The organism is Burkholderia sp. HI2761, from assembly GCF_002223355.1.
Lineage (GTDB): Bacteria > Pseudomonadota > Gammaproteobacteria > Burkholderiales > Burkholderiaceae > Burkholderia.
In genome coordinates this window covers 2,676,547-2,698,731 of sequence record NZ_NKFN01000007.1, presented here as the reverse complement: position 1 = coordinate 2,698,731, position 22,185 = coordinate 2,676,547, and the positions used below count along the sequence as shown (strand labels likewise).

Genomic DNA, 22,185 nt, shown 5'->3' with positions numbered 1-22,185 from the left:
ATGATCCATTGAACGTCATACGTGCGTCGCGACACAAACGAGGTTTTGTGACGGGCGGTTTAGAAAATTGAATCGACGGGCGCGCGGGCCTGGACCGCGCGCTCAGTGGCCGCGATAGAGCTTCGCGAGTTCGGCGTTGCTGGCCGCGGCGCGGCGGGCGCGCCCGGTGTGCAGGCTGACGCGGCGGATTGCGCGCGTGCGATAGGCGGTGTCGCGGCCGCCTTTCCAGTCGGCCACGCGGACTGAGCCGTTGCGCGTGCGGTCGGGCGCGCGCACCGACGGCGCGGCTTGCGCCACCGCCATCCTGCGCGCGGGTTTGGCGGCGACTGGGGTGTCCTGTTGCGGATTGGCCGCCACTTGCGTTTCATCAGGCGAATGAAATGGGTAGAGGGGCGTCGGCACGACCGGCAGGAATGGATCATTCGACGCGGGCAGTGCGGCTTCTGTCGCGACAGCAGCCGGTGCACCGGAGCCGCGACAAACGGGGTCGGCCTTGCAGGTCTGGTCGACCGTCACGTAGCCGCCGACCAGCAGCACGAGCGTGAGGATGCTGAGAATCGGTGCGCTCGACGCGCGAGGCCGCTGGAAAGCCGCGTTGCGCAGCGCGCGGGCGACGCGCGACGACCATGTGTGGAACGATCGCGGCGCGCGCGTGGCGTGCGCGTCGGCCGGCGTGTGGCTGATCGGCTCGAACGGCCAGTTCCACTGACCGCAGACGGGGCAGTGCTCGAGCGCGCGGAACGCCACGAAGCCGCATTCCCTGCAGCGGCAGCACGTGGCGTGTCGCGATTCGGCGCGCGCATTCAGCACGGCGCGCCAGGCATCGCGCGCGCGGACGCTTCGATTGGGCAGGACGCGCATGTCAGCGACCGGCGGGCGGCATCGTCGGGCTATACATCGGCGGTCGTTCGCATGCGGTGTTCATCATTTGCTCCGAGAGGCCCCGCCATTGATGGCGGGAAGGAAAGGCGTGCAGTTGACAGGCAGCTTCGCGAGATGCCCGATGTGCAGGCCCGCCCCGATTCGTTCCGGCGTCGGCATCGATCTCGGCCTGAAAGACTTCGCGACACTTTCGACCGGCGAGAAGCTGCCTAACGATCGGTTCGGTCGACGAGCGGCGGAAAAGCTGGCGAACGCGCAGCGAGCGCGAAAGCACAAGCGGCATATCGCGAAGCTGCACGCCAAGGTGGCCAATGCCCGTGCCGATTTCCAACACAAGGTCGCGCTCGATCTGGTGCGGCGTTTCGATTACATCGCGGTCGGCAACGTGTCGGCCGCGAAGCTCGCCAGAACCAGAATGGCGAAGAGCGTCTACGACGCATCGTGGTCGTCCTTCCGAAACAAGCTCCGTTACAAGGCGATGGCGCACGGGGCCACGTTCGAGGAAGTCGACGAAAGGGGTTCGACCCAGTCCTGTTCGGCGTGCGGGTCGCAAGACAGCACGGCGCGGCCGAAAGGTATCGCGGGACTGCGAGTAAGAGAATGGGCCTGCAGTGACTGTGGTGTCGAGCATGATCGAGATACCAACGCTGCGTTGAACATTCTCCGATGCGGACGTGCATCGCCAGGTGTGGGAATCCTCTCCTTTTAGGGAGAGGAGGACGTCAAGTGATTCTCCATAACATCGGACGCGTGGAATCCGTTCGTCCGCAACGGCCTGCCGCTTAATTTTTGGTCGTTCGCGCGCGAAACGCAAGTACATGTCGCGCGTTGTGTTCCGCACATTTCGTACTACCCGCCGTGTCGCTGCCGGGCCGCGAGCGTGCCGAGCGTCTCCAGCGCGCGTTCGACGGCCGGTGTCCATGGCCGCCCGTAGTTGAGCCGCAAATAGCGGCGGAAGCCGCCGGTCGCGGAGAAGATCGGCCCGGGCGCGATGCTGACGCCGTTTTCAATCGCCTCGTCGAACAGGTGCATCGCATCCATGTGCGGCGGAAGTTCAATCCACAGAAAATACCCGCCGCGCGGCGCGAACACTTCGGTGTCGGCCGGAAAGTACGCGCGCACGGCCGAGAGCATCTGTGCCTGGTGCGCGGCGAGATTGCGTCGCAGCTTGCGCAGGAAACGGTCGTACGCGCCGTCGCGCAGATAGCTCGAGATCGCCATCTGCGCCGGTACGTCGGCGGCCGGCGCGCTCATGCCCTTGGCCTGGCAGATCTGCCGCACGAAGCGGCCGGCCGCGACCCAGCCGATCCGGAATCCGGGCGCGAGACATTTCGAAAACGACCCGCAATGCAGGACGAGCCCGCTGTCGTCGTACAGTTTCGCCGGGCGCGTGGGCGCCGTGCCGAACTGCAGTTCGCCATACACGTCGTCCTCGATCAGCGGCACGCCGCGGGACGTGAGCAGGTCGATCAGCGCGCGTTTGCGCTCGTCGGTCAGGGTCGCGCCGGTCGGGTTGTGTAACGACGTCATGAACCAGCACGCGCGCACCGGATGCGTGTCGAGCGCCTCGGCGAGCGCGTCGAGGTCGAGGCCCGTGCGCGGATCGACCGGGATCTCGACGGCCTTCAGGTGCAGGCACTGGACGGCCTGCAGCACCGCATGGAATGCCGGCCGTTCGATCGCGACGATGTCGCCCGGGCGCGTCAGCGCCTGCAGGCTGAGCGTCAGCGCTTCGGTCGCCCCCGTCGTGATGACGATTTCCTCCAGCGGCAGCGACGCGCCCGCGTTCAGGTAGCGCAACGCGATCTGGCGGCGCAGCGCTTCGTTACCGGGCGGCAAGCCCGCGATCAGTTTCGTGCGGTCCATGTTGCGGGAGGCCGACGCCACGTAACGCCACAGGCTGCTCATCGGGAACAGCGAATAGTTCGCGAATGCCGAGCCGAGCGGCACGATGTCGTCGCATTTGAGCGAATCGAGCAGGCGGAACAGCGTATCTTCGCCGCCGGTTTGCGCGGCGTCGGGCTTGCGCGGCGGATCGCGGGCGAACCGCACGTGCTTGTCCGCGAGGTTCGCAACGAAATAACCGGAGCGCGCCCGTGCGACGATCAGACCCTCGTTCTCGAGCGCGTAGTACGCACGAAATACCGTGGACGGACTCACGCGATACGCGCGGCATGCCGCGCGCACGGTGGGGATGCGCGCGTCGGGCCCCAGATCGCCGCGCCGAATGGCGTCGGCAATCGTCTGGGCCAGCACCGCATAACGCTTCATGCGTGTCCTCCCGGCCGTTGAACCTAGATGACAAAGAGTAGTACGGCAGCCGTCACGTTCAAGCGCGCCCCCAAATCGCTGATCCGTATGTTTTATGAGCGCTCTGATCCTGTTCTTTCGTCTGACGAACGGGCATGCTCCCGCAAGCTTTGTTCCCGATGTCCGACCGATACGGAATTCACGCTGCCCGACGGCGGATCCGTGACGCCCGCGCGTGCCGCGCGGGTCCTTGTCAGCGGCGTCCTTACCCTACCCGGAAGCATCCAGCGTGAAACTGAAGACCACCGTCGCGGGCCTCGTGGCCGGCATCGCCCTCAACCTGTTCAGCGGCGCGGCAGCCGCAGCCTGCGTCAACAATCCCGCCGCCCAGCCGAACGCGACGTTCCCCGCCGCGCTGACCGGCAAGCTCGTCTATCACAGCTACGTCAAGTACGGCGACGGCACGAGCCAGCTGTTCCTGTACGATTTTTCGGCCCATACGCTGACGCAACTCAGCAAGAGCGGGTGGGGCATCACCGATCCGATGAACGGCGTGTTCAGCCCCGACGGGAAGTGGCTCGCGTTCATGGGCATCAGCAACGGCGCATGGAACGTGTTCATGCTGCAGCTCGGCGCCGGCACGCCGCCCGTCAACATGACCAACAGCACGGGCGCCACGCGCAACGAAGACCCGAAGTTCAGCACGGACGGCAAGACGCTCGTGTTCAAGCAGAACGGCGACGTCAAGCAGGCGACGCTGTCGTACACCAGCGCGGGCCCGGTGTTCACGTCGGTCGTGAGCCTGACGAACGCGCCGGCCGGCGCCGAATACTCGATGCCGTTCCTCGCGCCGGACGCGAGCGCCGTGTACTACGCGACCGGCACCGGCTCGAACATGGGGCTGATGAAGCGCACGATCGCGACCGGTGCGATCGCCGTGTTCGATCGTCCGGCCGGGTTGCAGACGTACTACCCGATCGTGCGTGCGGACGGCATGGTGTACTACGCACGCTGGAAGGACAGCGGCGGGGCGGACCAGATCTATGCGAAGACGGCCGATCCGGCCTCGACGCCGAGCGCGCTGGCGCTCAACGATTGCATGAGCAACAACTCGGACCCGGCACCTGTCAGTGGTACGAATTACCTCTTTTTCTCGTCGACGACGGCGGGCGGCTATCAGATTTACGTCGGCGACGTGACGACCGGCCAGCGCTGGAGCCTGTCGCAGTTCGGCGTGAATGCGGACGCGACGAAGGCGAAGCTCGGCGCGAACTACTACGGCGGCCCGGCCGCCAAGCAGTTGATGCTGCTGTCGCAAGGGCGTCCGGCTGCCGCATCGGCGAGCTACGACGCGTCGCTGACGGCCGACAAGGCGTTCGACGGCAACACGACGAGCACGCGCTGGGATTCGCCGGAAGGCGCGGGCGTCGATCCGCAATGGATCTCCGTCGATCTCGGTGCGACGAAGACCATCAGCAGCATCGATCTGTACTGGGATGCGGGCGCGCTGGTCTACCAGATCCAGACGTCGAACGACAACGCGAACTGGACGACGATCTACTCGACGACCAACGGCGTATCGTACGGGCACGTGACGTTGCCGAACCTGAAGGGGCAGGGTCGTTACGTGCGGATGCTCGGCACGAAGCGGGCGACGCAGTGGGGTTACTCGCTCGACGAGATACAGGTGTGGGGATCGTAAATGCAAACAGAAAAGCGGCCGTCGAGGCCGCTTTTTTTTGCTTCAAGGACTCCGAGCCTCACGCATGCAGCACATGCGCCGGAAACGCCGGCCCGGCCGCCGCCGCACCCTGCGCGAGCGGCGCGACCTGTTTGCGGCGCTCGCGCGTCGGCGCGACGCCGAATGCGTCGCGATAGCTCTTGCTGAAGTGGCATGCCGACTGGAAGCCGCACGCCATCGTGATGTGCATGATCGACATGTCGGTCTGCAGCAGCAGCTCGCGCGCACGGCGCAGCCGCAGCGTCAGGTAGTAGTGCGTCGGCGTCATCCCGAGATGCTCGCGGAAGAGGCGCTGCAACTGCCGCTGCGACATGTTCGCGAGCCGCGCGAGTTCCTCGCGCGACAGCGGCTCCTCGATGTTGTTCTCCATCAGCGAGATCACTTCGAACAGCGACTTGTTCGCCGAGCCGAGGCGTGCGACGAGCGGCATGCGCTGCTGCGCGCTCGTGTCGCGCACGTGCTCGACGATGAACTGCTCGGCGATCTGCGTGACGCGCGCGGTGCCGACGCGCGCGGCGATCAGGTTCAGCATCATGTCGAGCGGCGCGACGCCGCCCGTGCACGTGATGCGATCGCGGTCGATCACGAACAGTTCCTTCAGGAAGCGCGTGTCCGGAAACTCTTCCTTCAGCGCCGACATGTTCTCCCAGTGGATCGCGCACGCGTAGCCCGCGAGCAGCCCCGACTTCGCGAGTGCATAGGTGCCCGTGCACAGGCTGCCGAGCGGCAGCCCCAGGCGCGCGAAGCGGCGCAGTGTCGACAGATGGGCGGGCGTGGTCGCGCGCTGCACGTCGACGCCGCCGCATACGAACACGATGTCGGGCTGCCCCACGCATTCGGCCGGCCCCGTGTCGACCGTGAGGCCGTTGCTCGCCGTGACCGGGCCGCCGTCCGGACTGATCACCGACCAGCGGTAGAGCGGCTGGCCGCTCAGATAGTTCGCCATCCGAAGCACCTCGATCGCATTGGTGAACGCGATCATCGTGAAGTTCGGTAAAGGCATGAACGCGAAGTGGGACAGCGACGCTGTGCGGTCGGGCGACATGGGGAGCGTTCCTTGAATCTCTAATAGCTTTTGGCCCGGGGCACGAATCGGGCTGCGATATTGTGTGAGCGAGTGCAACAAGCGTGCCATACGGCTAAACCCTAGCTCCATACGTTGTCTGGACATCGGGCCGTTGCTGCACTGCACCGTATCCGGGAGAAGTCGCACTCGAACGTGCGGCAAACGCACTGGCGATGTGCGTGTCCATAGGTGAACCATCGACACCGTTTCGGGCGGTCATCCCGAAAAGCACGACCGGTCACTTGTACAAAACGGACGTGCATGGCGGAAAAGGCAAAGAACGCGTCTAAATTCATCAATCCGCCGAAAATCCGAACGACAAGAATAGAGCCGTCGGCAGCCTCGCACTGGACGAGCAGGAAACCCAGGCACGGCGGGCCTCGAGCTTCGGTTGCAGCCCTTTATTCTTCGTCACGGACGCACTATGTCGAATACCCAGCCTTTCTTCTCGCAGCCCCTTGCCGAGCGCGACGCGCCGGTGCGCAGCGCCATCCTCAAGGAACTCGAGCGTCAGCAGTCGCAGGTCGAGCTGATCGCGTCGGAAAACATCGTGTCGCGCGCCGTGCTCGAGGCGCAGGGCTCGGTACTGACCAACAAGTACGCGGAAGGCTATCCCGGCAAGCGCTACTACGGCGGCTGCGAATTCGCCGATGAAGTCGAGGCGCTCGCGATCGAACGCGTGAAGCAGATCTTCAACGCCGGCTACGCGAACGTGCAGCCGCACTCGGGTGCGCAGGCGAACGGGTCGGTGATGCTCGCGCTGGCCAAGCCGGGCGACACGGTGCTCGGCATGTCGCTCGACGCGGGCGGCCATCTGACGCACGGCGCGAAGCCGGCGCTGTCGGGCAAGTGGTTCAACGCCGTCCAGTACGGCGTGAACCGCGACACGCTGCTGATCGATTACGACCAGGTCGAGGCGCTTGCCCACGAACACAAGCCGAACCTCATCATCGCCGGCTTCTCGGCGTACCCGCGCGCGCTCGACTTCGCACGCTTTCGCGCGATCGCCGACAGCGTCGGCGCGAAGCTGATGGTCGACATGGCGCACATCGCGGGCGTAATCGCCGCGGGCCGCCACGCGAACCCTGTCGAGCACGCGCACGTCGTCACGTCGACCACGCACAAGACGCTGCGCGGCCCGCGCGGCGGCTTCGTGCTGACCAACGACGAGGACATCGCGAAGAAGATCAACTCGGCCGTGTTCCCCGGCCTGCAGGGCGGCCCGCTGATGCACGTGATCGCCGGCAAGGCCGTCGCGTTCGGCGAAGTGCTGCATGCGGACTTCAAGACCTACATCGACAACGTGCTCGCGAACGCGCAGGCGCTCGGCGAAGTGCTGAAGGCCGGCGGCGTCGATCTCGTCACGGGCGGCACCGACAACCACCTGCTGCTGGTCGACCTGCGCCCGAAGGGCCTGAAGGGCGCGCCGGTCGAGCAGGCGCTGGAACGCGCGGGCATCACCTGCAACAAGAACGGCATCCCGTTCGACACCGAGAAGCCGACCGTCACGTCGGGCATTCGTCTCGGCACGCCGGCTGGCACGACGCGCGGCTTCGGCGTCGCGGAGTTCCGCGAGATCGGCCGCCTGATCCTCGAAGTGTTCGACGCGCTGCGTGCGAATCCGGAAGGCGATCCCGCAACCGAACAGCGCGTGCGCCGCGAGATCTTCGCGCTCTGCGAGCGCTTCCCGATCTACTGATCGACCCCACAGAACAGCCACACGAGCGGGAGCAGATATGAGCACGCTGCATCAGGACAGCATCATCATCGACGGACTGAACATCTCGAAGTTCGAGAAGCCGGTGTTCGAGGACATGCGCAAGGGCGGCATCACGGCCGCGAACTGCACGGTGTCGGTGTGGGAGAACTTCGCCAAGACCGTCGACAACATCGGCGTGATGAAGAAGAAGATCCGCGACAACGGCGAGCTGCTGACGCTCGTGCGCACGACGGACGACATCTTCCGCGCGAAGAAGGAAGGCAAGACCGGGATCATCCTCGGCTTCCAGAACGCGCATGCGTTCGAGGACAACCTCGGCTACATCGAGGCGTTCCACGACATGGGCGTGCGCGTCGTGCAGCTTTGCTACAACACGCAAAACCTGGTCGGCACCGGCTGCTACGAGCGCGACGGCGGGCTGTCGGACTTCGGCCGCGAAGTGATCACCGAGATGAACCGCGTCGGCATCATGGTCGACCTGTCGCATGTGGGCGGCAACACGTCGTCGGAAGCGATCGCGTTCTCGAAGAAGCCGGTGTGCTACTCGCATTGCCTGCCGTCGGGCCTGAAGGAGCATCCGCGCAACAAGAGCGACGCGCAGCTGAAGGAGATCGCCGATGCGGGCGGCTTCGTCGGCGTGACGATGTTCGCGCCGTTCCTGAAGCGCGGGATCGAAGCGAACATCGACGACTACATCGAGGCGATCGACTACGTCGTGAACCTGATCGGCGAAGACGCGGTCGGCATCGGCACGGACTTCACGCAGGATTTCGCGAAGGAATTCTTCGACATGCTCACGCATGACAAGGGCCGCTATCGCCAGCTGACGAACTTCGGCAAGGTGATCAACCCGGAAGGTATCCGCACGATCGGCGAATTCCCGAATCTGACCGCCGCGATGGAACGCCACGGCTGGAAGGAGTCGCGCATCCGCAAGATCATGGGCGAGAACTGGGTGCGCGTGTTCAAGGACGTGTGGGGCGCGTAAGCGCCGCGCCCGCAGAACCGCCGCCCGCGTTTCAACATAAAAAAATCGGGACGTGCCCGCGCTCGCCGCGCGGGCGCGCGGACGATGTCGCGCCAGCGCACTGAGCCGCGCGGCCAATTTCCTCACGGAGTCACCACGATGCAACCGCAACTGCCGATCAACGTCGATCCCGATACCGGCGTCTGGACCACCGACGCGCTGCCGATGCTGTACGTGCCGCGCCACTTCTTCACGAACAACCACGTCGCCGTCGAGGAAGCGCTCGGCGTCGAAGCGTATGCCGAGATCCTCTACAAGGCCGGCTACAAGTCCGCTTACCACTGGTGCGACAAGGAAGCGAAGCTGCACGGCCTGACCGGCATGGCCGTGTTCGAGCACTACCTGAAGCGCCTGTCGCAACGCGGCTGGGGCCTGTTCTCGATCATCGAGGCCGATCCGGCCAGCGCCCGCGCGAAGATCGAACTGCGCCACTCGTCGTTCGTGCTCCAGCAGCCGGGCAAGGAAGGCAAGCTCTGCTACATGTTCGCGGGCTGGTTCGCGGGCGCGATGGACTGGGTCAACGACACGACGCCGGAAGGCAAGAACGCGCCGCGCGCGCAATCGAAGGAAGTGCAGTGTGCGGCCGAGCATCACGATCACTGCGTCTTCGAAGTGTCGCCGATCGCGCACTGACGCATTGATTCACTGAAACACAACAACACCCGCAACACGAGACATTCGAACGCCAGAGGTCGCCTGCGATGCGTTATCCCCACCTGTTCAAACCCATGCAGCTGAACCAGCTGACGCTGCGCAACCGGATCGTCAGCACCGCGCACGCGGAGGTGTATGCCGAGCCGGGCGGCCTGCCGGGCGACCGCTATATCCGCTACTACGAAGAAAAGGCGAAGGGTGGCGTCGGCCTGGCCATCTGCGGCGGCTCGAGCCCGGTATCGATCGACAGCCCTCAGGGCTGGTGGAAATCGGTGAACCTGTCGACCGACAAGATCATCGATCCGCTTACGCGGCTGGCCGACACGATGCACAAGCACGGCGCGAAGATCATGATCCAGGCGACGCACATGGGTCGCCGCTCGTCGTTCCACGGTGAGCACTGGCCGCATCTGATGTCGCCGTCGGGCGTGCGCGAGCCGGTGCACCGCGGCAACGCGAAGATCATCGAGATCGAGGAAATCCGCCGCATCATCGGCGATTTCGCGGCGGCCGCGAAGCGCGTGAAGGCGGCCGGCATGGACGGCATCGAAATCTCCGCCGCGCACCAGCACCTGATCGACCAGTTCTGGAGCAAGCGTTCGAACCATCGCACCGACGAATGGGGCGGCAGCCTCGAAAACCGCCTGCGCTTCGGCATCGAAGTGCTGACGGCCGTGCGCGAGGCGGTCGGCAAGGACTTCTGCGTCGGCCTGCGCATGTGCGGCGACGAATTCCACGAGGACGGCCTCGATCACGAAGCGCTGAAGGAAATCGCGCAGGCGATGTCGGAGACGGGCCTGATCGACTACCTGAGCGTGGTCGGGTCGGGCGGCGATACGCACAACACGATCGCCAACTGCATGCCGCCGATGGCATTGCCGCCGGAGCCGTTCGTGCACCTCGCGGCGGGCATCAAGTCGGTCGTGAAGATTCCGGTGATGCACGCGCAGAGCATCCGCGATGCGGGCCAGGCCGAGCGCCTGCTCGCGAACGGCATGATCGACCTGGTCGGCATGACGCGCGCGCAGATCGCCGATCCGCACATGGTGATCAAGATCCGCGACGGCCGCGAGGACGAAATCAAGCAGTGCGTCGGCGCGAACTACTGTATCGACCGCCAGTACAACGGCCTCGACGTGCTGTGCATCCAGAACGCGGCGACGTCGCGCGAAGCGACGATGCCGCACATCATCGAGAAGTCGCGCGGCCCGAAGCGCAAGGTCGTGGTGGTCGGCGCCGGCCCCGCGGGCCTCGAGGCCGCTCGCGTCGCGAAGCTGCGCGGCCACGACGTCGTGCTGTTCGAGAAGAACGCGGAAGTGGGCGGCCAGGTGATGATCGCCGCGAAGGCGCCGCAGCGCGAGCAGATGTCGGGGATCATCCGCTGGTTCGACATGGAAACGAAGCGTCTGGGCGTCGACCGGCGCCTCGGCGTGGCCGCCGACGAGAAGATGATCATGGCCGAGAAGCCGGACATCGTCGTGCTCGCGACGGGCGGCTCGAGCTTCACGTGGCAGGTGCCGGCGTGGGGCGTGGCCGAAGGCCTCGCCGTCAGCTCGTGGGACATCCTGACCGGCAAGGTCGAGCCGAAGCAGAACGTGCTGCTGTTCGACGGCGTGAGCACCCACGCGGGCGCGGGCGTGGCCGACTTCATGGCGAGCCGCGGCTCGAAGGTCGAGGTCGTCACGCCGGACGTGAAGGTGGCCGACGACTGCGGCGGCACGACGTTCCCGATCTTCTATCGCCGCCTGTACGCACTCGGCGTGATTCCGACGCCGAACACGATGCTCGATCGCGTCTACGAAGAGAACGGCAAGATGATCGCCGTGCTGCGCAACGAGTACACGGAAGAACTGGAAGAGCGCGCCGTCGACCAGGTGGTGATCGAGAACGGTTCGTCGCCGAACGACGAACTGTACTGGAAGCTCAAGCCGGAATCGGTGAACCGCGGCCAGATCGATCCGCACACGCTGTTCGCGGCCGAGCCGCAGCCGTGCCTGTCGGAAGAACTCGGCAACGGCCGTTTCCTGCTGTTCCGTGTCGGCGACTGCATTTCGATGCACAACGTCCACGGGGCCATCTACGACTCGCTGCGTCTCGTGAAGGATTTCTAAAAGATGAACCCGTCCTTCCTCATTACCGTCCTGTTGTGGCTGTCGGTGGCGGGGCTCGCGTTCGCGGTCGCGAAGCGCTCGTCGTACTGGCGTCTGGGCCGCGCCACGGCACCGGGCTCGTTCGGCGTCGCGAACCTGTTCGCGATTCCGAAGCGTTATTTCGTCGACCTGCACCACGTGGTCGCCCGCGATCCGTACATCGCGAAGACCCACGTCGCGACCGCCGGCGGCGCGATCGGCGCGCTCGCGCTGGTGTTCGTCAACTACGGCCTCGCGATCTACTCGCCGTGGCTCGACAAGCTGATCTTCCTCGCGGCGCTCGCGATGCTGGTCGGCGCGGTGTTCGTGTGGCGCCGACGCGCGGCGAAGGACGTGCCGGCGCGCCTGTCGCGCGGCCCGTGGAATACGCTGCCCTGGCTGCTCGGTTCGTTCGCGCTCGGCCTCGTGCTGTTCATGCTGGTGCCCACCGGCGCGATGTCGGGTGCGTTCGCGGTGCTCTGCGCGCTGCTGATCGGCATCGGCGCGTTCACGATGACGGTCGGCGCCGCGAAGGGCGGCCCGATGAAGCATGCGATCGCCGGCCTGCTGCACCTCGCGTTCCACCCGCGCCAGGAGCGTTTCGCCGCGACGCGCGAATCGTTCACCGGCAACGGCACGGCCACGCCGCCGACCGCGCTGAAGCTGCCGGACATCGAGCATCAGGAGTACGGCGTCGCGAAGCCGGTCGAATTCCGCTGGAACCAGCTGCTGAGCTTCGACGCCTGCGTGCAGTGCGGCAAGTGCGAAGCCGCGTGCCCCGCGTTCGCGTCGGGTCAGCCGCTGAACCCGAAGAAGCTGATCCAGGATCTCGTGGTCGGGATGGCCGGCGGCACCGATGCGGCGTACGCGGGCAGCCCGTCGCCGGGCATCGCGGTCGGCCAGCATCGCGGCGAGCCGAACGGCCCGATCGTGTCGGGCCTGATCGAAGCGCAGACGCTGTGGTCCTGCACGACCTGCCGCGCGTGCGTGCAGGAATGCCCGATGCTGATCGAGCATGTGGACGCGATCGTCGACATGCGCCGCAACCAGACCCTCGTGCATGGCACGGTGCCCGGCAAGGGCCAGGAAGTGCTCGCGAACCTGCGTGAGACGGGCACGATGGGCGGCTACGACACGGCCGCACGTTACGACTGGTCGGTGGACCTGAGCGCCCCCGTCGCGCAACCGGGCAAGCCGGTCGACGTGCTGTTCGTCGCGGGCGAAGGCGCGTTCGACATGCGCTATCAGCGCACGCTGCGCGCCTTCGTGAAGGTGCTGAACAAGGCGGGCGTCGACTACGCCGTGCTCGGCTCGACCGAGACCGACACGGGCGACGTCGCCCGCCGGCTCGGCGACGAAGCGACGTTCCAGCAGATGGCGAAGCGCCTGATCGGCACGCTCGGCACGCTGTCGTACAAGCAGATCGTGACGGCCGACCCGCACGTGATGCACAGCCTGCGCAACGAATACCGTGCGCTCGGGTTGCGCGTGACGGTCAAGCATCACACGACCTATCTGGCCGAACTGGCCGACAGCGGCAAGATCGTGCCGAAGGCCGTCGAGGCGCTGCAGGAGAAACGCACGACCTATCACGATCCGTGCTACCTCGGCCGCTACAACGGCGAGACGGAAGCGCCGCGCAAGCTGCTGAAGACGATCGGCATCCAGGTCGTCGAGATGGAGCGCAACGGCATGCGCGGCCGCTGCTGCGGCGGTGGCGGCGGTGCGCCGCTGACCGACATCCCGGGCAAGCAGCGCATCCCGGACATCCGCATCGCCGACGCGCGCACGATCGGCGCGGACGTGGTCGCGGTTGCGTGCCCGAACTGCACGGCCATGCTCGAAGGCGTCGTGGGCCCGCGCCCCGACGTGCTCGATGTCGCCGAACTCGTCGCCGCCTCGCTGGAGTGAATCGATGAATACGATCAAACGAATCGATCCGCGCCGGCCGTTCATCATCACGGCCGCCGGCCTGAAGCGCATCACGCTCGGCGAGGAAGGCAGCGCCGATGCGAACGCCGCGCAGTGGTCCGCGCACGGCCATGGCGCCGCGGCCGCGAAGCCGCGCCGCGAGTTGAAGGACCCGAAGCACGTGATGCTGGTGGTCGCCCATGGCGAACGCGGCGCGCTCGACGACCATTCGCGGCAGGCGATCGCCGCCGCGGCCGTGCTCGCCGATGCGCAGACCGAGGTCGCGCTGCTCGCGTTCGGCGAACTGAAGGACGACGTGGCCGAACTCGGCGTCGACAAGCTGCTCGAGCTGACCGGTTTCGAGCGCCGCGCGTTCGATCCCGAAAGCGAACTGCAAGCATTGCAGGCCTGCGTGGCCGCGCTCGCACCGAAACACGTGTTCGTGCCCGACAACGCGACCGGCGACGGCGATCTCGGCCGGCGTTACGCGGCGGCCGCTGGCGCGAGCGTCGCGACTCACGTCGTCGAAATCGACGCGAAGCATGTGGGCGCGTATGCACAGGCGGGACGGGCGTTCGCCACCCGAGCGCTGCCCGACGTGATCCTGCTCGCGCAGAACGCGGTCGAAGCGAAGCTGCCGTTCGTCGGCGCGGGCGAACGCGTCGCCGCCGATTTCATCCGCCCGGCGCATGACGCCGCGCAGCCGTACCGCGATCTCGGTCTCGACGAAATCGACGCGGCCCAGGTCGCGCTCGAGGAAGCCGATTTCATCGTGTCGGCCGGCAACGGCGTGTCCGACATCGGCGCGTTCGAGCGGCTGGCCGGCGTGTTCGGTGCGGCGATCGGCGCGAGCCGCGTCGCGGTCGACAACGGCTACTTCACGCGCGACAAGCAGGTCGGCGCGACCGGCAAGACGGTCGAGGCGAGCGTGTACATCGCGTTCGGCATCTCGGGCGCGGTGCAGCACCTGCAGGGCATCAAGGACTGCCGCCACGTGATCGCGGTGAATCTCGACGGCAGCGCGCCGATCGCGAAGCGCGCGAACCTGACGGTGGTCGGCGACGCGCAGGCGACGATCGCCGCGCTGATCGAACAGGTCCAGGCCGCGCGGGCCGCGCGCGGCGAATCGCCGGCCGCGGTCGGCACCCGTGAACCCGAAGGAGTTGCCGCATGAACGCCCCTCGCCCCTTGCAACGCATCGCGGTGCTCGTGTCCGTCGGCCGGCATCCGGTCAGCGGCGTCGCGCGTTACAGCCGCAACGATGCGGCCGCGCTCGAAACCGGCCGCCAGCTCGCGGACAAGCATCGCGCGACGCTCGACGTGATCCATGCAGGCGACCCCGCGAATGCGGCGCTTGCCGACTATCTCGCGCTCGGCGCGCGGGAGGTCGAGGTGCTGGCCTGCCGCGACGGCGACGATGCCGTGCACGCGCTCGCCGCGCGTCTCGACGGCTACGACCTCGTGCTGACCGGCACGCGCGCCGAGGGCGCGTACGACACCGGGATGCTGCCGTACCGCGTCGCCGCGGCGCTCGGCTATCCGCTCGTCGGCTCGGCCGTCGACGTGACGGTCGAAGACGGTCGCGCGGCGGTCCGGCAATTTTTGCCGAAAGGGCTGCGGCGGCGTGTCGCCGCGGCGCTGCCGGCCGTCGTCGCCGTCCATCCGCTCGCGGGTGTCGAGCCGCGCTATGCGTATGCGCGGCTGCGCGCCGGCGCGATCCGGCCGGCGCTCGCGGCGCCCGGTGCGGACGCCGACGCGGCCGCGTGGACGATCGGCCCGGTCGAGCGTAAACCCGTAAAACTGGTTGCCGCCGAGAAGCGCTCCGGGCATGCCCGGATGCTGTCCGCGACGACGACCGAAAGCCGTGGCGGCAACGTCGTAAATGAAGGGAGTTCGGTCGAAAAAGCACAAGTGATCCTCGCGTATTTGCGCGAGCATCAGCTCATCGACTACTGATTTTGATGCCTGTCGGCAAGACACCCAGGGATGCAAGGAATCCGGAGCAAACGATGAAAGTAACGGCAGACATTCGTGCATTGATCGAGCGGCGCAAGGAAGGGCACAGCCTCGACGCACCGTTCTACACGAGCGAGGACATCTTCGCGCTCGACATGGAGGCGATTTTCCGCCAGCACTGGATCCAGGTGGCGATCGAACCGGACATTCCCGAGCCGGGCGATTACGTGACCGTGCAGTTGGGTGGCGATTCGGTCCTGATCGTGCGCGACGACGACATGGCGATCCGTGCGTTCCACAACGTGTGTCGTCACCGCGGCGCGCGCCTGTGCAACGAAGATAAAGGCTCGGTCGGCAACATCGTGTGCCCGTACCACAGCTGGACCTACAACCTGACGGGCCAGCTGATGTTCGCCGAGCACATGGGCGAGAAGTTCGACCGTTGCAAGCACAGCCTGAAGTCGGTGCACGTCGAGAACCTCGCGGGCCTGATCTTCATCTGCATCGCCGACGAGCCGCCGGTCGATTTCGCGCAGATGCGCGCCGAGATGGAGCCCTACCTGCTGCCGCACGACCTGCCGAGCACGAAGATCGCCGCGCAGATCGACATCATCGAGGAAGGCAACTGGAAGCTCACGATGGAGAACAACCGCGAGTGCTATCACTGCGTCGCGAACCATCCGGAGCTGACGATCTCGCTGTACGAATACGGCTTCGGCTACCAGCGCTCCGACGCGAACGCCGAAGGCATGGACGCATTCGCCGAAACCTGCGTGCGACGCGGCAAGGAGTGGGCCGAGATGGGCCTGCCGTCCGCCGAAATCGAAAAGCTGCTCGACGTGACGGGTTTCCGCACGCAGCGCCTGCCGCTGGACCGTCACGGCGAATCGCAGACACTCGACGCGAAGGTCGCGTCGAAGAAGCTGCTCGGCGGCTTCGACAAGGCCGATCTCGGCGGGCTGTCGTTCTGGACGCAGCCGAACTCGTGGCATCACTTCATGAGCGATCACATCGTGACGTTCTCGGTGATCCCGCTGTCGGCCGGCAAGACGCTCGTGCGCACGAAGTGGCTCGTGCACAAGGACGCGAAGGAAGGCATCGACTACGACGTGAAGAACCTCACGGCCGTGTGGAATGCGACCAACGACCAGGATCGCGCGCTCGTCGAATTCTCGCAGCGCGGCGCGAACAGCAGCGCGTACGAGCCGGGCCCGTATTCGCCGTACACGGAAGGTCTCGTCGAAAAATTCTCGGCCTGGTACATCGGCCGGCTCGCCGAAAAAATCGGCGAATAGTACCCAGCAGCGTATAAGCGGAGCAACCGATGAAACGACCCCCACGCTCACTGCGTTCCCTGCCCCCCACGGGGGCGGTCAGCCTCCTTGGGGCGGCCCTGCGGAGGCTGACATGATGCGAGATGCGGCCAATTTCGAACCGGCGGACAGCCGGGTTACGCACCCGGCCTTCTGGAACGCGCTGCCCGAGCGCTGGACGAGCGACGTCGAGGAAACGCTGGTGTGCTGCCACGTGCGGCAGGAAACCCACGACGTGAAGAGCTTCTTCTTCCGTTCGCCGCAGGGCCGCACGTTCTCGTTCGAGCCCGGGCAGTTCATCACGCTCGAGCTCGACATCGACGGCGAAACGATCAACCGGTGCTACACGATCTCGTCGTCGCCGGCGCGGCCGCACACGATCTCGATCACGGTGAAGCGCGTGCCGGGCGGCAAGGTGTCGAACTGGCTGCACGACAACCTGCAGCCGGGCGCACCGGTGCGCGTGCTCGGCCCGGCCGGGGAATTCACGTGCGCACGGCATCCGGCGCGCAAGTACCTGTTCCTGTCGGCCGGCTCGGGCGTCACGCCGCTGATGTCGATGAGCCGTGCGCATCATGATCTCGCCGAGGATCGCGACATCCTGTTCGTGCACAGCGCACGCACGCCGGACGACATCATCTTCGCGCGCGAGCTCGACCTGATCGCGTCGAACCACACGAATTTCCGCACGTCGTTCGTCGTCGAGCGCGTCGGCGCACGCACCAACTGGCCGGGCGTCACGGGCTTCCTGACGCTGCCGCTGCTGAAGCTGATCGCGCCGGATTTCATGGAACGCGAGATCTTCACGTGCGGCCCCGCGCCGTACATGAAGGCCGTGCGCGACCTGCTCGACGAAGCCGGTTTCGATCGCAAGCAGTATCACGAGGAAAGCTTCTCGTTCGAGACGCTCGCGCAGACCGCGAGCGACGAGCTGCTCGCCGATCTCGTGCCGCCGGCCGAGGGCGGCGATGCCGACACGAAGCAGTACACGGTCAGCTTCGCGAAGAGCAACCGGGAGATCTCGTGCGGCTCGGAGCAGCACGTGCTCGATGCGGCCCGCCAGTCGGGCGTGCGGCTGCCGGCATCGTGCACGCAGGGCATGTGCGGCACCTGCAAGGTGAAGCTCGTGTCGGGGCAGGTCGACATGAAACACAACGGCGGCATCCGTCAGCGCGAGATCGATCAGGGGATGGTGCTGCTGTGCTGCAGCAAGCCGCTGTCGGATCTCGTGATCGACAAGTAATCCGAAACTCGCCATCGGCTGTCCGGGTGCGTCGCATCCGGACAAGCATCCGTCGGAAAACAACGATACCGCGGATTTGTGGTTGAAGAACCTAGAGAGACAACGCGCACGGTGCGCAGACCAAGGAGATCGACCATGAAACTGTTCGGAAAACTATTGTGGACCGGCGCCCTGTCGGCGATGGTGGCGTTGAGCGCATCGGCGCTCGCCGATACGAAGCCGACGCTGAAAATCGGCTACGTCGAAGGCTGGGACGACAGCGTCGCGACGTCGAACGTCGCGGCCCGCGTCATCGAGAAGAAGCTCGGCTACGAGGTGAAGCTCGTGCCGGTCGCTGCCGGGATCATGTGGCAGGGCGTCGCGCGCGGCGATCTCGATGCGACGCTGTCCGCGTGGCTGCCGGTCACGCACGGCTCGTACTGGGACGAGTACAAGGCCAAGGTCGTCGACCTCGGCGCGAATTTTCCCGATGCGAAGATCGGCCTGATCGTGCCCGCGTACGTGAAGGCGAAGAGCATCGACGACCTCAATGCGGAGAAGGCCAGCTTCGGCGGCCGGATCGTCGGCATCGATGCGGGCGCCGGCGTGATGCGCAAGACCGACGACGCGATCAAGAGCTACGGGCTGAACTACACGCTGATGCCGAGTTCGGGCAGCGCGATGACGGCAGAGCTGTCGCGTTCGGTCAATGCGAACAAGCCGGTCATCGTGACGGGCTGGGCGCCGCACTGGATGTTCGCGAAGTGGAAGCTGCGCTTCCTCGAGGATCCGAAGAAGGTGTTCGGCGGCGCCGAGCACGTCGACAGTGTCGTGAATCCGGGACTCGAAACCAAGGCGAAGCCGGTCGTCGCGTTCCTGAAGAAGTTCCAGTGGAAGCCGGGTGAAATCGACAGCGTGATGCTGGCGATCCAGAGCGGCTCGAAGCCGGAAGCGGCCGCGGATGCGTGGATCGCGGCGCATGCCGACCGCGTGAATTCGTGGACCGAAGGCGCGCAGTAAGTATCTCGACATACGTCGTACGAATCATCATAAAAGACACGCCGGGAATGGCATGCAGGAATCCGAAATAATCCGGATGCAATGCAGCCATATCCCGGAATTTTTTTGCGGATTCTGCAAAAAAGTGCGTAAGTTGTTACACTAGCGCCCTTGTGCGGAGTCATCACAGCTTTGCATGGGACCAGAGTAAGCGCTAAAGCGCTAACACTGATCGACAGGAGGAATTGGATGAGTCAAGCAGGACTGCGTGCGAATCGCACCAGTGATGTTGAGGCAACCATCTCACATGATTCGACGGGCCACACGCTGCATCGTGGCCTGACCTGGAAAGACGCTTTTTGGGTAACGAGCGGCGTGCCGGCAGGCGTGCTGTTCACGATCGGCGGCGTATGCGCGACGATCGGCCAGCCCGCGTGGGCGATCTGGATCGCCGCGATCACGATGGGGCTGATTCAAAGCGCGACTTATGCGGAAATATCGGGGCTATTTCCTCATAAATCGGGCGGCGCGTCCGTGTATGGCGCGATCGGCTGGGTCCGTTACAGCAAGCTGATTGCCCCGGTTTCCGTGTGGTGCAACTGGCTCGCGTGGTCGCCGATGCTTGCACTCGGCTGCGGTCTCGCGGCGAGCTATGCGCTCACGAGTCTCTTTCCCGCCGACGCGGCGGTGCTGCACTGGCAGCTCAAGGTTGCGGATCTCGGGTTCATCAAGCCGGGTCTTTCCCTGCGGATCAACGCGACGTTCATCATCGCGACGATTCTGCTTCTCATCACGTTCAAGCTTCAGCACAGCGGCGCGTCGAAGGCTGCACGTACGCAGCGCATTCTCGGTATTGCATCGCTCACGCCGTTGTTGATCGTCGGCATCGTGCCGTTCGTCACCGGCGACGTACCGATGTCGAACCTGCTGCCGCTGCTTCCGCTCGGCCACGACGCGCAGGGCAACCTCACGGCCGCGACCTTCGGCTCGTGGAACGGGCAGGGCGTGACGATGGCGCTCGGCGCGATGTTCATGGCGGGCTGGGCCTCGTACGGTTTCGAGACGGCCGTCTGCTATACGCGCGAATTCCGCGATCCGCGGCGCGACACCGCCAAGGCGATCTTCTGGTCGGGTGCGCTGTGTCTGGTCGTGATGACGCTCGTGCCGATGGCGTTCCAGGGTGCGCTCGGCACCCAGGCGATGCTCGATCCGTCGATCGGCGACGGCACCGGCGTCGCGGCCGCGATGGCGAAGATCGTCGGCGGCGGCGCGTGGGTCGCGAATGCGGTCGTCGTGATGCTGATGCTGTCGATCCTGCTGATCGTGATGACGTCGATGATGGGCTCGTCGCGCACGCTGTACCAGGCGTCGGTCGATGGCTGGCTGCCGAAGTATCTGTCGCACGTGAACGAGCACGGCTCGCCCACCCGCGCGATGTGGACCGACCTCGGCTTCAACCTCGTGTTGCTGATGATGTCGGACTACATGACGGTGCTGTCGATCTCGAACGTCTGCTACATGCTTTTCGTATTCCTGAATCTTCAGTCGGGCTGGATCCACCGGATGGATCGCGGCAACTGGGATCGTCCGTTCCGCTGCCCGACGTGGCTGCTCGTCGGCGGCGCGATCTGCGGCTATGCGAACCTCGTCTACGTCGGCGCGGGCGCGAACCTGCAGGGCGAGGGCACGCTGCGCAACGGGCTGATCGCGATGCTGCTGATCGTGCCGGTGTTCCTGTTCCGTCACTACTGGCAGGATCGCGGCCGCTTCCCTGCGCAGATGCAGCGCGACATGGAGCTGGAAGTGCCGAAGCGCGCGCCGTGGGTGAGCCTGATGCCGTATGCGGCGCTGATCGGGGCGGGGCTGACGATCTGGTTGTCGTATTACTTCGCGTGGATGAAGTGAACATCTGATACGTCACGCGCCGGGAGCGGACACCGCACACGGTCCCGGCCAGCTCGATACGATGCGCAGCATGAAGAAAGCCCGACCGGTCGCAGGACCGACCGGGCTTTCTTCATTTCGCGTCCGCGCGCTCAGCCGGCCGGCTCTGCGTCGCTGGCGCGCATGTCGTCGTCGAGGGTTCGCATGAAGCGTGTCGGCACCATCACGACCGGATGCGGCGTGGCGTCTCCGGCGTCGCTCGCATCGAGCAGCGCGAACGCTTCCGCGATCAGCCGCTGCACGTCCTGCCGCAGCATCGTGACGTCGAACGGCAGGCGCGCGGCGAACGGGTCCCAGTCGAAGCAGCCGACGGCCGTGCGGTGCCAGATGTCCCACGGCAGCTCCGACGCGAAACGCACCAGCCCTTCGAACGACGTGATCGAGTTCGTCAGCATGCCGGCCGGCAACCGGCCGAGCGTGTCGTAGCGGCGCGCAAGCGCTTCGCGCGCGGCTGCGGGCGCGTAGCCGCAGCGCTCGATCGCGTCGTCCGGCGGCGGCGGCAGGCCACGCGCGGCGAACGCGTCGCGAAAGCCGGCGATCCGCATCTCGGTCGCGTATTCGCCGGCGATGCCGCCGAGCAGGATCAGTTCGTCGGGTGCATTGCCGCGCGCGAGCATCTTGTCGATCAGCACGTCGGTCAGCGCCCGCGCGCCCGCGCGGTTGTCCGACACGACCGACGGCGCACCGGCGCCCGGCAGGTCGACGTTGATCGACGGGATGCCGGCCGCGTCGCACAGCGCATTGAGCGGTGCCGGGTCGCGCACGCCGGCAATGAACAGCAGTTCGACACGCTGCGCGAGCAGCGTCTGCGCGACGTTCAGCTCGACGTCCGGGTCGCGCTGCGTGCCGACGACGATCGGGCACAGGCCGCGCCGGCGCGCCTCGTCCTCGAAGGTTTCGGCGAGCCCCGCGAAGAAGCGATTGCGGTAGTGCGGAATGACCATGCCCGCCAGCCCCGAGCGCGACAGGCGCAGGCCGCGCGCGCTCAGGTTCACGTTGTAGCCGAGCGCCTTGGCGCTGTCGAGAATGCGCGTGGCCGTTTCCTCGCTGATCCGGTAGCGGGCCCAGTTGCCGTTCAGCACCATGCTGACCGTGGACGTGGACGAGCCGGTTGCTTTCGCGATGTCGTAGATCGTGGACTTGCGTCCGGTAGTCGTGCGGGCCATCTGCGTCGTCGCTCCCCTCGTGTGCGTTCTTGTGCCGATGATGCCGACGGTATGCGTTTCGGGGCGCGATGCCCTATCAGGGTTTTCCCATGCTTTCCGTCGCCGCTAAATGGATTCAGCATACACGAACCGGTTTGCTGAATGGATTTAGCAACTGACCGCCATGCCGGGGCCCGGAAGCCCGGCGACGGTCGCCTTCGGATGG

General features: G+C 65.8%; 16 protein-coding genes and 1 pseudogene. 13 read left to right on the top strand and 4 right to left on the bottom strand.

The genetic code is table 11. The annotated features are described in order from the left end of the window. Positions 1–102: 102 nt before the first annotated feature. Positions 103–861 carry a hypothetical protein gene (locus CFB46_RS29840; RefSeq protein WP_089502219.1) on the bottom strand — a complete coding sequence of 253 codons (759 nt, stop codon included), beginning with the start codon at positions 859–861 and terminating at the stop codon, positions 103–105. A gap of 132 nt (positions 862–993) precedes the next feature. On the opposite strand from CFB46_RS29840, the pseudogene CFB46_RS29835 reads away from it, so the two are divergent. Next, positions 994–1,591 (top strand): annotated as a pseudogene (locus CFB46_RS29835) (RNA-guided endonuclease InsQ/TnpB family protein); the annotation flags it as partial. A 140-nt stretch (positions 1,592–1,731) separates the two neighbouring features. On the opposite strand, the gene CFB46_RS29830 reads toward CFB46_RS29835, so the two are convergent. Then, a complete protein-coding gene (locus CFB46_RS29830; protein ID WP_089502218.1) occupies positions 1,732–3,153 on the bottom strand; it encodes an aminotransferase-like domain-containing protein in 1,422 nt (473 codons plus the stop codon). Positions 3,154–3,421: 268 nt separating this feature from the next. On the opposite strand from CFB46_RS29830, the gene CFB46_RS29825 reads away from it, so the two are divergent. Next, complete coding sequence (locus CFB46_RS29825) at positions 3,422–4,834, top strand: galactose-binding domain-containing protein (protein ID WP_089502217.1); 1,413 nt, start codon at positions 3,422–3,424, stop codon at positions 4,832–4,834. Between the two features lie 58 nt (positions 4,835–4,892). Here the strand turns inward: CFB46_RS29825 and CFB46_RS29820 are convergent, their stop codons facing one another. After that, positions 4,893–6,008 (bottom strand): GlxA family transcriptional regulator, encoded by a 1,116-nt coding sequence (locus CFB46_RS29820; protein WP_089502216.1) that lies wholly within the window; start codon positions 6,006–6,008, stop codon positions 4,893–4,895. A gap of 355 nt (positions 6,009–6,363) precedes the next feature. Here CFB46_RS29820 and CFB46_RS29810 point away from each other — a divergent pair, with 355 nt between their 5' ends. The 11 genes from CFB46_RS29810 to CFB46_RS29760 all read left to right on the top strand — a co-directional run bounded on the left by CFB46_RS29810 (position 6,364) and on the right by CFB46_RS29760 (position 20,775). Continuing rightward, on the top strand, positions 6,364–7,638 hold the full coding sequence (locus CFB46_RS29810) for a serine hydroxymethyltransferase (protein ID WP_089502214.1): 1,275 nt from the start codon (positions 6,364–6,366) through the stop codon (positions 7,636–7,638). Between the two features lie 37 nt (positions 7,639–7,675). Beyond that, the gene (locus CFB46_RS29805) at positions 7,676–8,647 is read left to right on the top strand and encodes a dipeptidase (RefSeq protein ID WP_027781322.1); all 972 of its coding nucleotides are present in this window, start codon (positions 7,676–7,678) and stop codon (positions 8,645–8,647) included. 138 nt (positions 8,648–8,785) lie between these two features. Then, positions 8,786–9,319 carry a DUF5943 domain-containing protein gene (locus CFB46_RS29800; protein ID WP_089502213.1) on the top strand — a complete coding sequence of 178 codons (534 nt, stop codon included), beginning with the start codon at positions 8,786–8,788 and terminating at the stop codon, positions 9,317–9,319. 68 nt (positions 9,320–9,387) lie between these two features. Continuing rightward, a complete protein-coding gene (locus CFB46_RS29795) occupies positions 9,388–11,451 on the top strand; it encodes an NADH:flavin oxidoreductase (RefSeq protein ID WP_027781320.1) in 2,064 nt (687 codons plus the stop codon). A 3-nt stretch (positions 11,452–11,454) separates the two neighbouring features. Continuing rightward, positions 11,455–13,380, top strand: coding sequence for a (Fe-S)-binding protein (locus tag CFB46_RS29790; RefSeq protein WP_027781319.1), 1,926 nt, complete (start codon positions 11,455–11,457; stop codon positions 13,378–13,380). 4 nt (positions 13,381–13,384) lie between these two features. Beyond that, complete coding sequence (locus CFB46_RS29785; protein WP_089502212.1) at positions 13,385–14,554, top strand: electron transfer flavoprotein subunit alpha/FixB family protein; 1,170 nt, start codon at positions 13,385–13,387, stop codon at positions 14,552–14,554. After that, complete coding sequence (locus CFB46_RS29780; protein ID WP_089502211.1) at positions 14,551–15,336, top strand: drug:proton antiporter; 786 nt, start codon at positions 14,551–14,553, stop codon at positions 15,334–15,336. Before CFB46_RS29785 ends, CFB46_RS29780 begins: the two co-directional genes overlap by 4 nt. A 53-nt stretch (positions 15,337–15,389) precedes the next feature. After that, positions 15,390–16,631, top strand: coding sequence for an aromatic ring-hydroxylating oxygenase subunit alpha (locus CFB46_RS29775; RefSeq protein ID WP_089502210.1), 1,242 nt, complete (start codon positions 15,390–15,392; stop codon positions 16,629–16,631). A gap of 112 nt (positions 16,632–16,743) precedes the next feature. Further along, the gene (locus CFB46_RS29770; RefSeq protein ID WP_027781315.1) at positions 16,744–17,892 is read left to right on the top strand and encodes a hybrid-cluster NAD(P)-dependent oxidoreductase; all 1,149 of its coding nucleotides are present in this window, start codon (positions 16,744–16,746) and stop codon (positions 17,890–17,892) included. Positions 17,893–18,027: 135 nt separating this feature from the next. Then, entirely contained in the window at positions 18,028–18,891 is an 864-nt protein-coding gene (locus CFB46_RS29765) for a glycine betaine ABC transporter substrate-binding protein (protein WP_089502209.1), read from the top strand. Between the two features lie 228 nt (positions 18,892–19,119). Further along, positions 19,120–20,775: an APC family permease gene (locus tag CFB46_RS29760; protein ID WP_089502208.1), complete on the top strand. Its 1,656-nt coding sequence runs from the start codon at positions 19,120–19,122 to the stop codon at positions 20,773–20,775. A gap of 131 nt (positions 20,776–20,906) precedes the next feature. Here the strand turns inward: CFB46_RS29760 and CFB46_RS29755 are convergent, their stop codons facing one another. Then, a complete protein-coding gene (locus tag CFB46_RS29755; RefSeq protein ID WP_089502207.1) occupies positions 20,907–21,980 on the bottom strand; it encodes a substrate-binding domain-containing protein in 1,074 nt (357 codons plus the stop codon). Positions 21,981–22,185 lie beyond the last annotated feature (205 nt).

Coding starts and splice junctions, on each gene's coding strand:
- CFB46_RS29840 (WP_089502219.1), bottom strand. CDS start 861: ATGCGCGTCCTGCCCAATCGAAGCGTCCGCGCGCGCGATGCCTGGCGC.
- CFB46_RS29800 (WP_089502213.1), top strand. CDS start 8,786: ATGCAACCGCAACTGCCGATCAACGTCGATCCCGATACCGGCGTCTGG.
- CFB46_RS29795 (WP_027781320.1), top strand. CDS start 9,388: ATGCGTTATCCCCACCTGTTCAAACCCATGCAGCTGAACCAGCTGACG.
- CFB46_RS29810 (WP_089502214.1), top strand. CDS start 6,364: ATGTCGAATACCCAGCCTTTCTTCTCGCAGCCCCTTGCCGAGCGCGAC.
- CFB46_RS29780 (WP_089502211.1), top strand. CDS start 14,551: ATGAACGCCCCTCGCCCCTTGCAACGCATCGCGGTGCTCGTGTCCGTC.
- CFB46_RS29820 (WP_089502216.1), bottom strand. CDS start 6,008: ATGGCACGCTTGTTGCACTCGCTCACACAATATCGCAGCCCGATTCGT.
- CFB46_RS29770 (WP_027781315.1), top strand. CDS start 16,744: ATGATGCGAGATGCGGCCAATTTCGAACCGGCGGACAGCCGGGTTACG.
- CFB46_RS29760 (WP_089502208.1), top strand. CDS start 19,120: ATGAGTCAAGCAGGACTGCGTGCGAATCGCACCAGTGATGTTGAGGCA.
- CFB46_RS29830 (WP_089502218.1), bottom strand. CDS start 3,153: ATGAAGCGTTATGCGGTGCTGGCCCAGACGATTGCCGACGCCATTCGG.
- CFB46_RS29775 (WP_089502210.1), top strand. CDS start 15,390: ATGAAAGTAACGGCAGACATTCGTGCATTGATCGAGCGGCGCAAGGAA.
- CFB46_RS29790 (WP_027781319.1), top strand. CDS start 11,455: ATGAACCCGTCCTTCCTCATTACCGTCCTGTTGTGGCTGTCGGTGGCG.
- CFB46_RS29805 (WP_027781322.1), top strand. CDS start 7,676: ATGAGCACGCTGCATCAGGACAGCATCATCATCGACGGACTGAACATC.
- CFB46_RS29755 (WP_089502207.1), bottom strand. CDS start 21,980: ATGGCCCGCACGACTACCGGACGCAAGTCCACGATCTACGACATCGCG.
- CFB46_RS29785 (WP_089502212.1), top strand. CDS start 13,385: ATGAATACGATCAAACGAATCGATCCGCGCCGGCCGTTCATCATCACG.
- CFB46_RS29765 (WP_089502209.1), top strand. CDS start 18,028: ATGAAACTGTTCGGAAAACTATTGTGGACCGGCGCCCTGTCGGCGATG.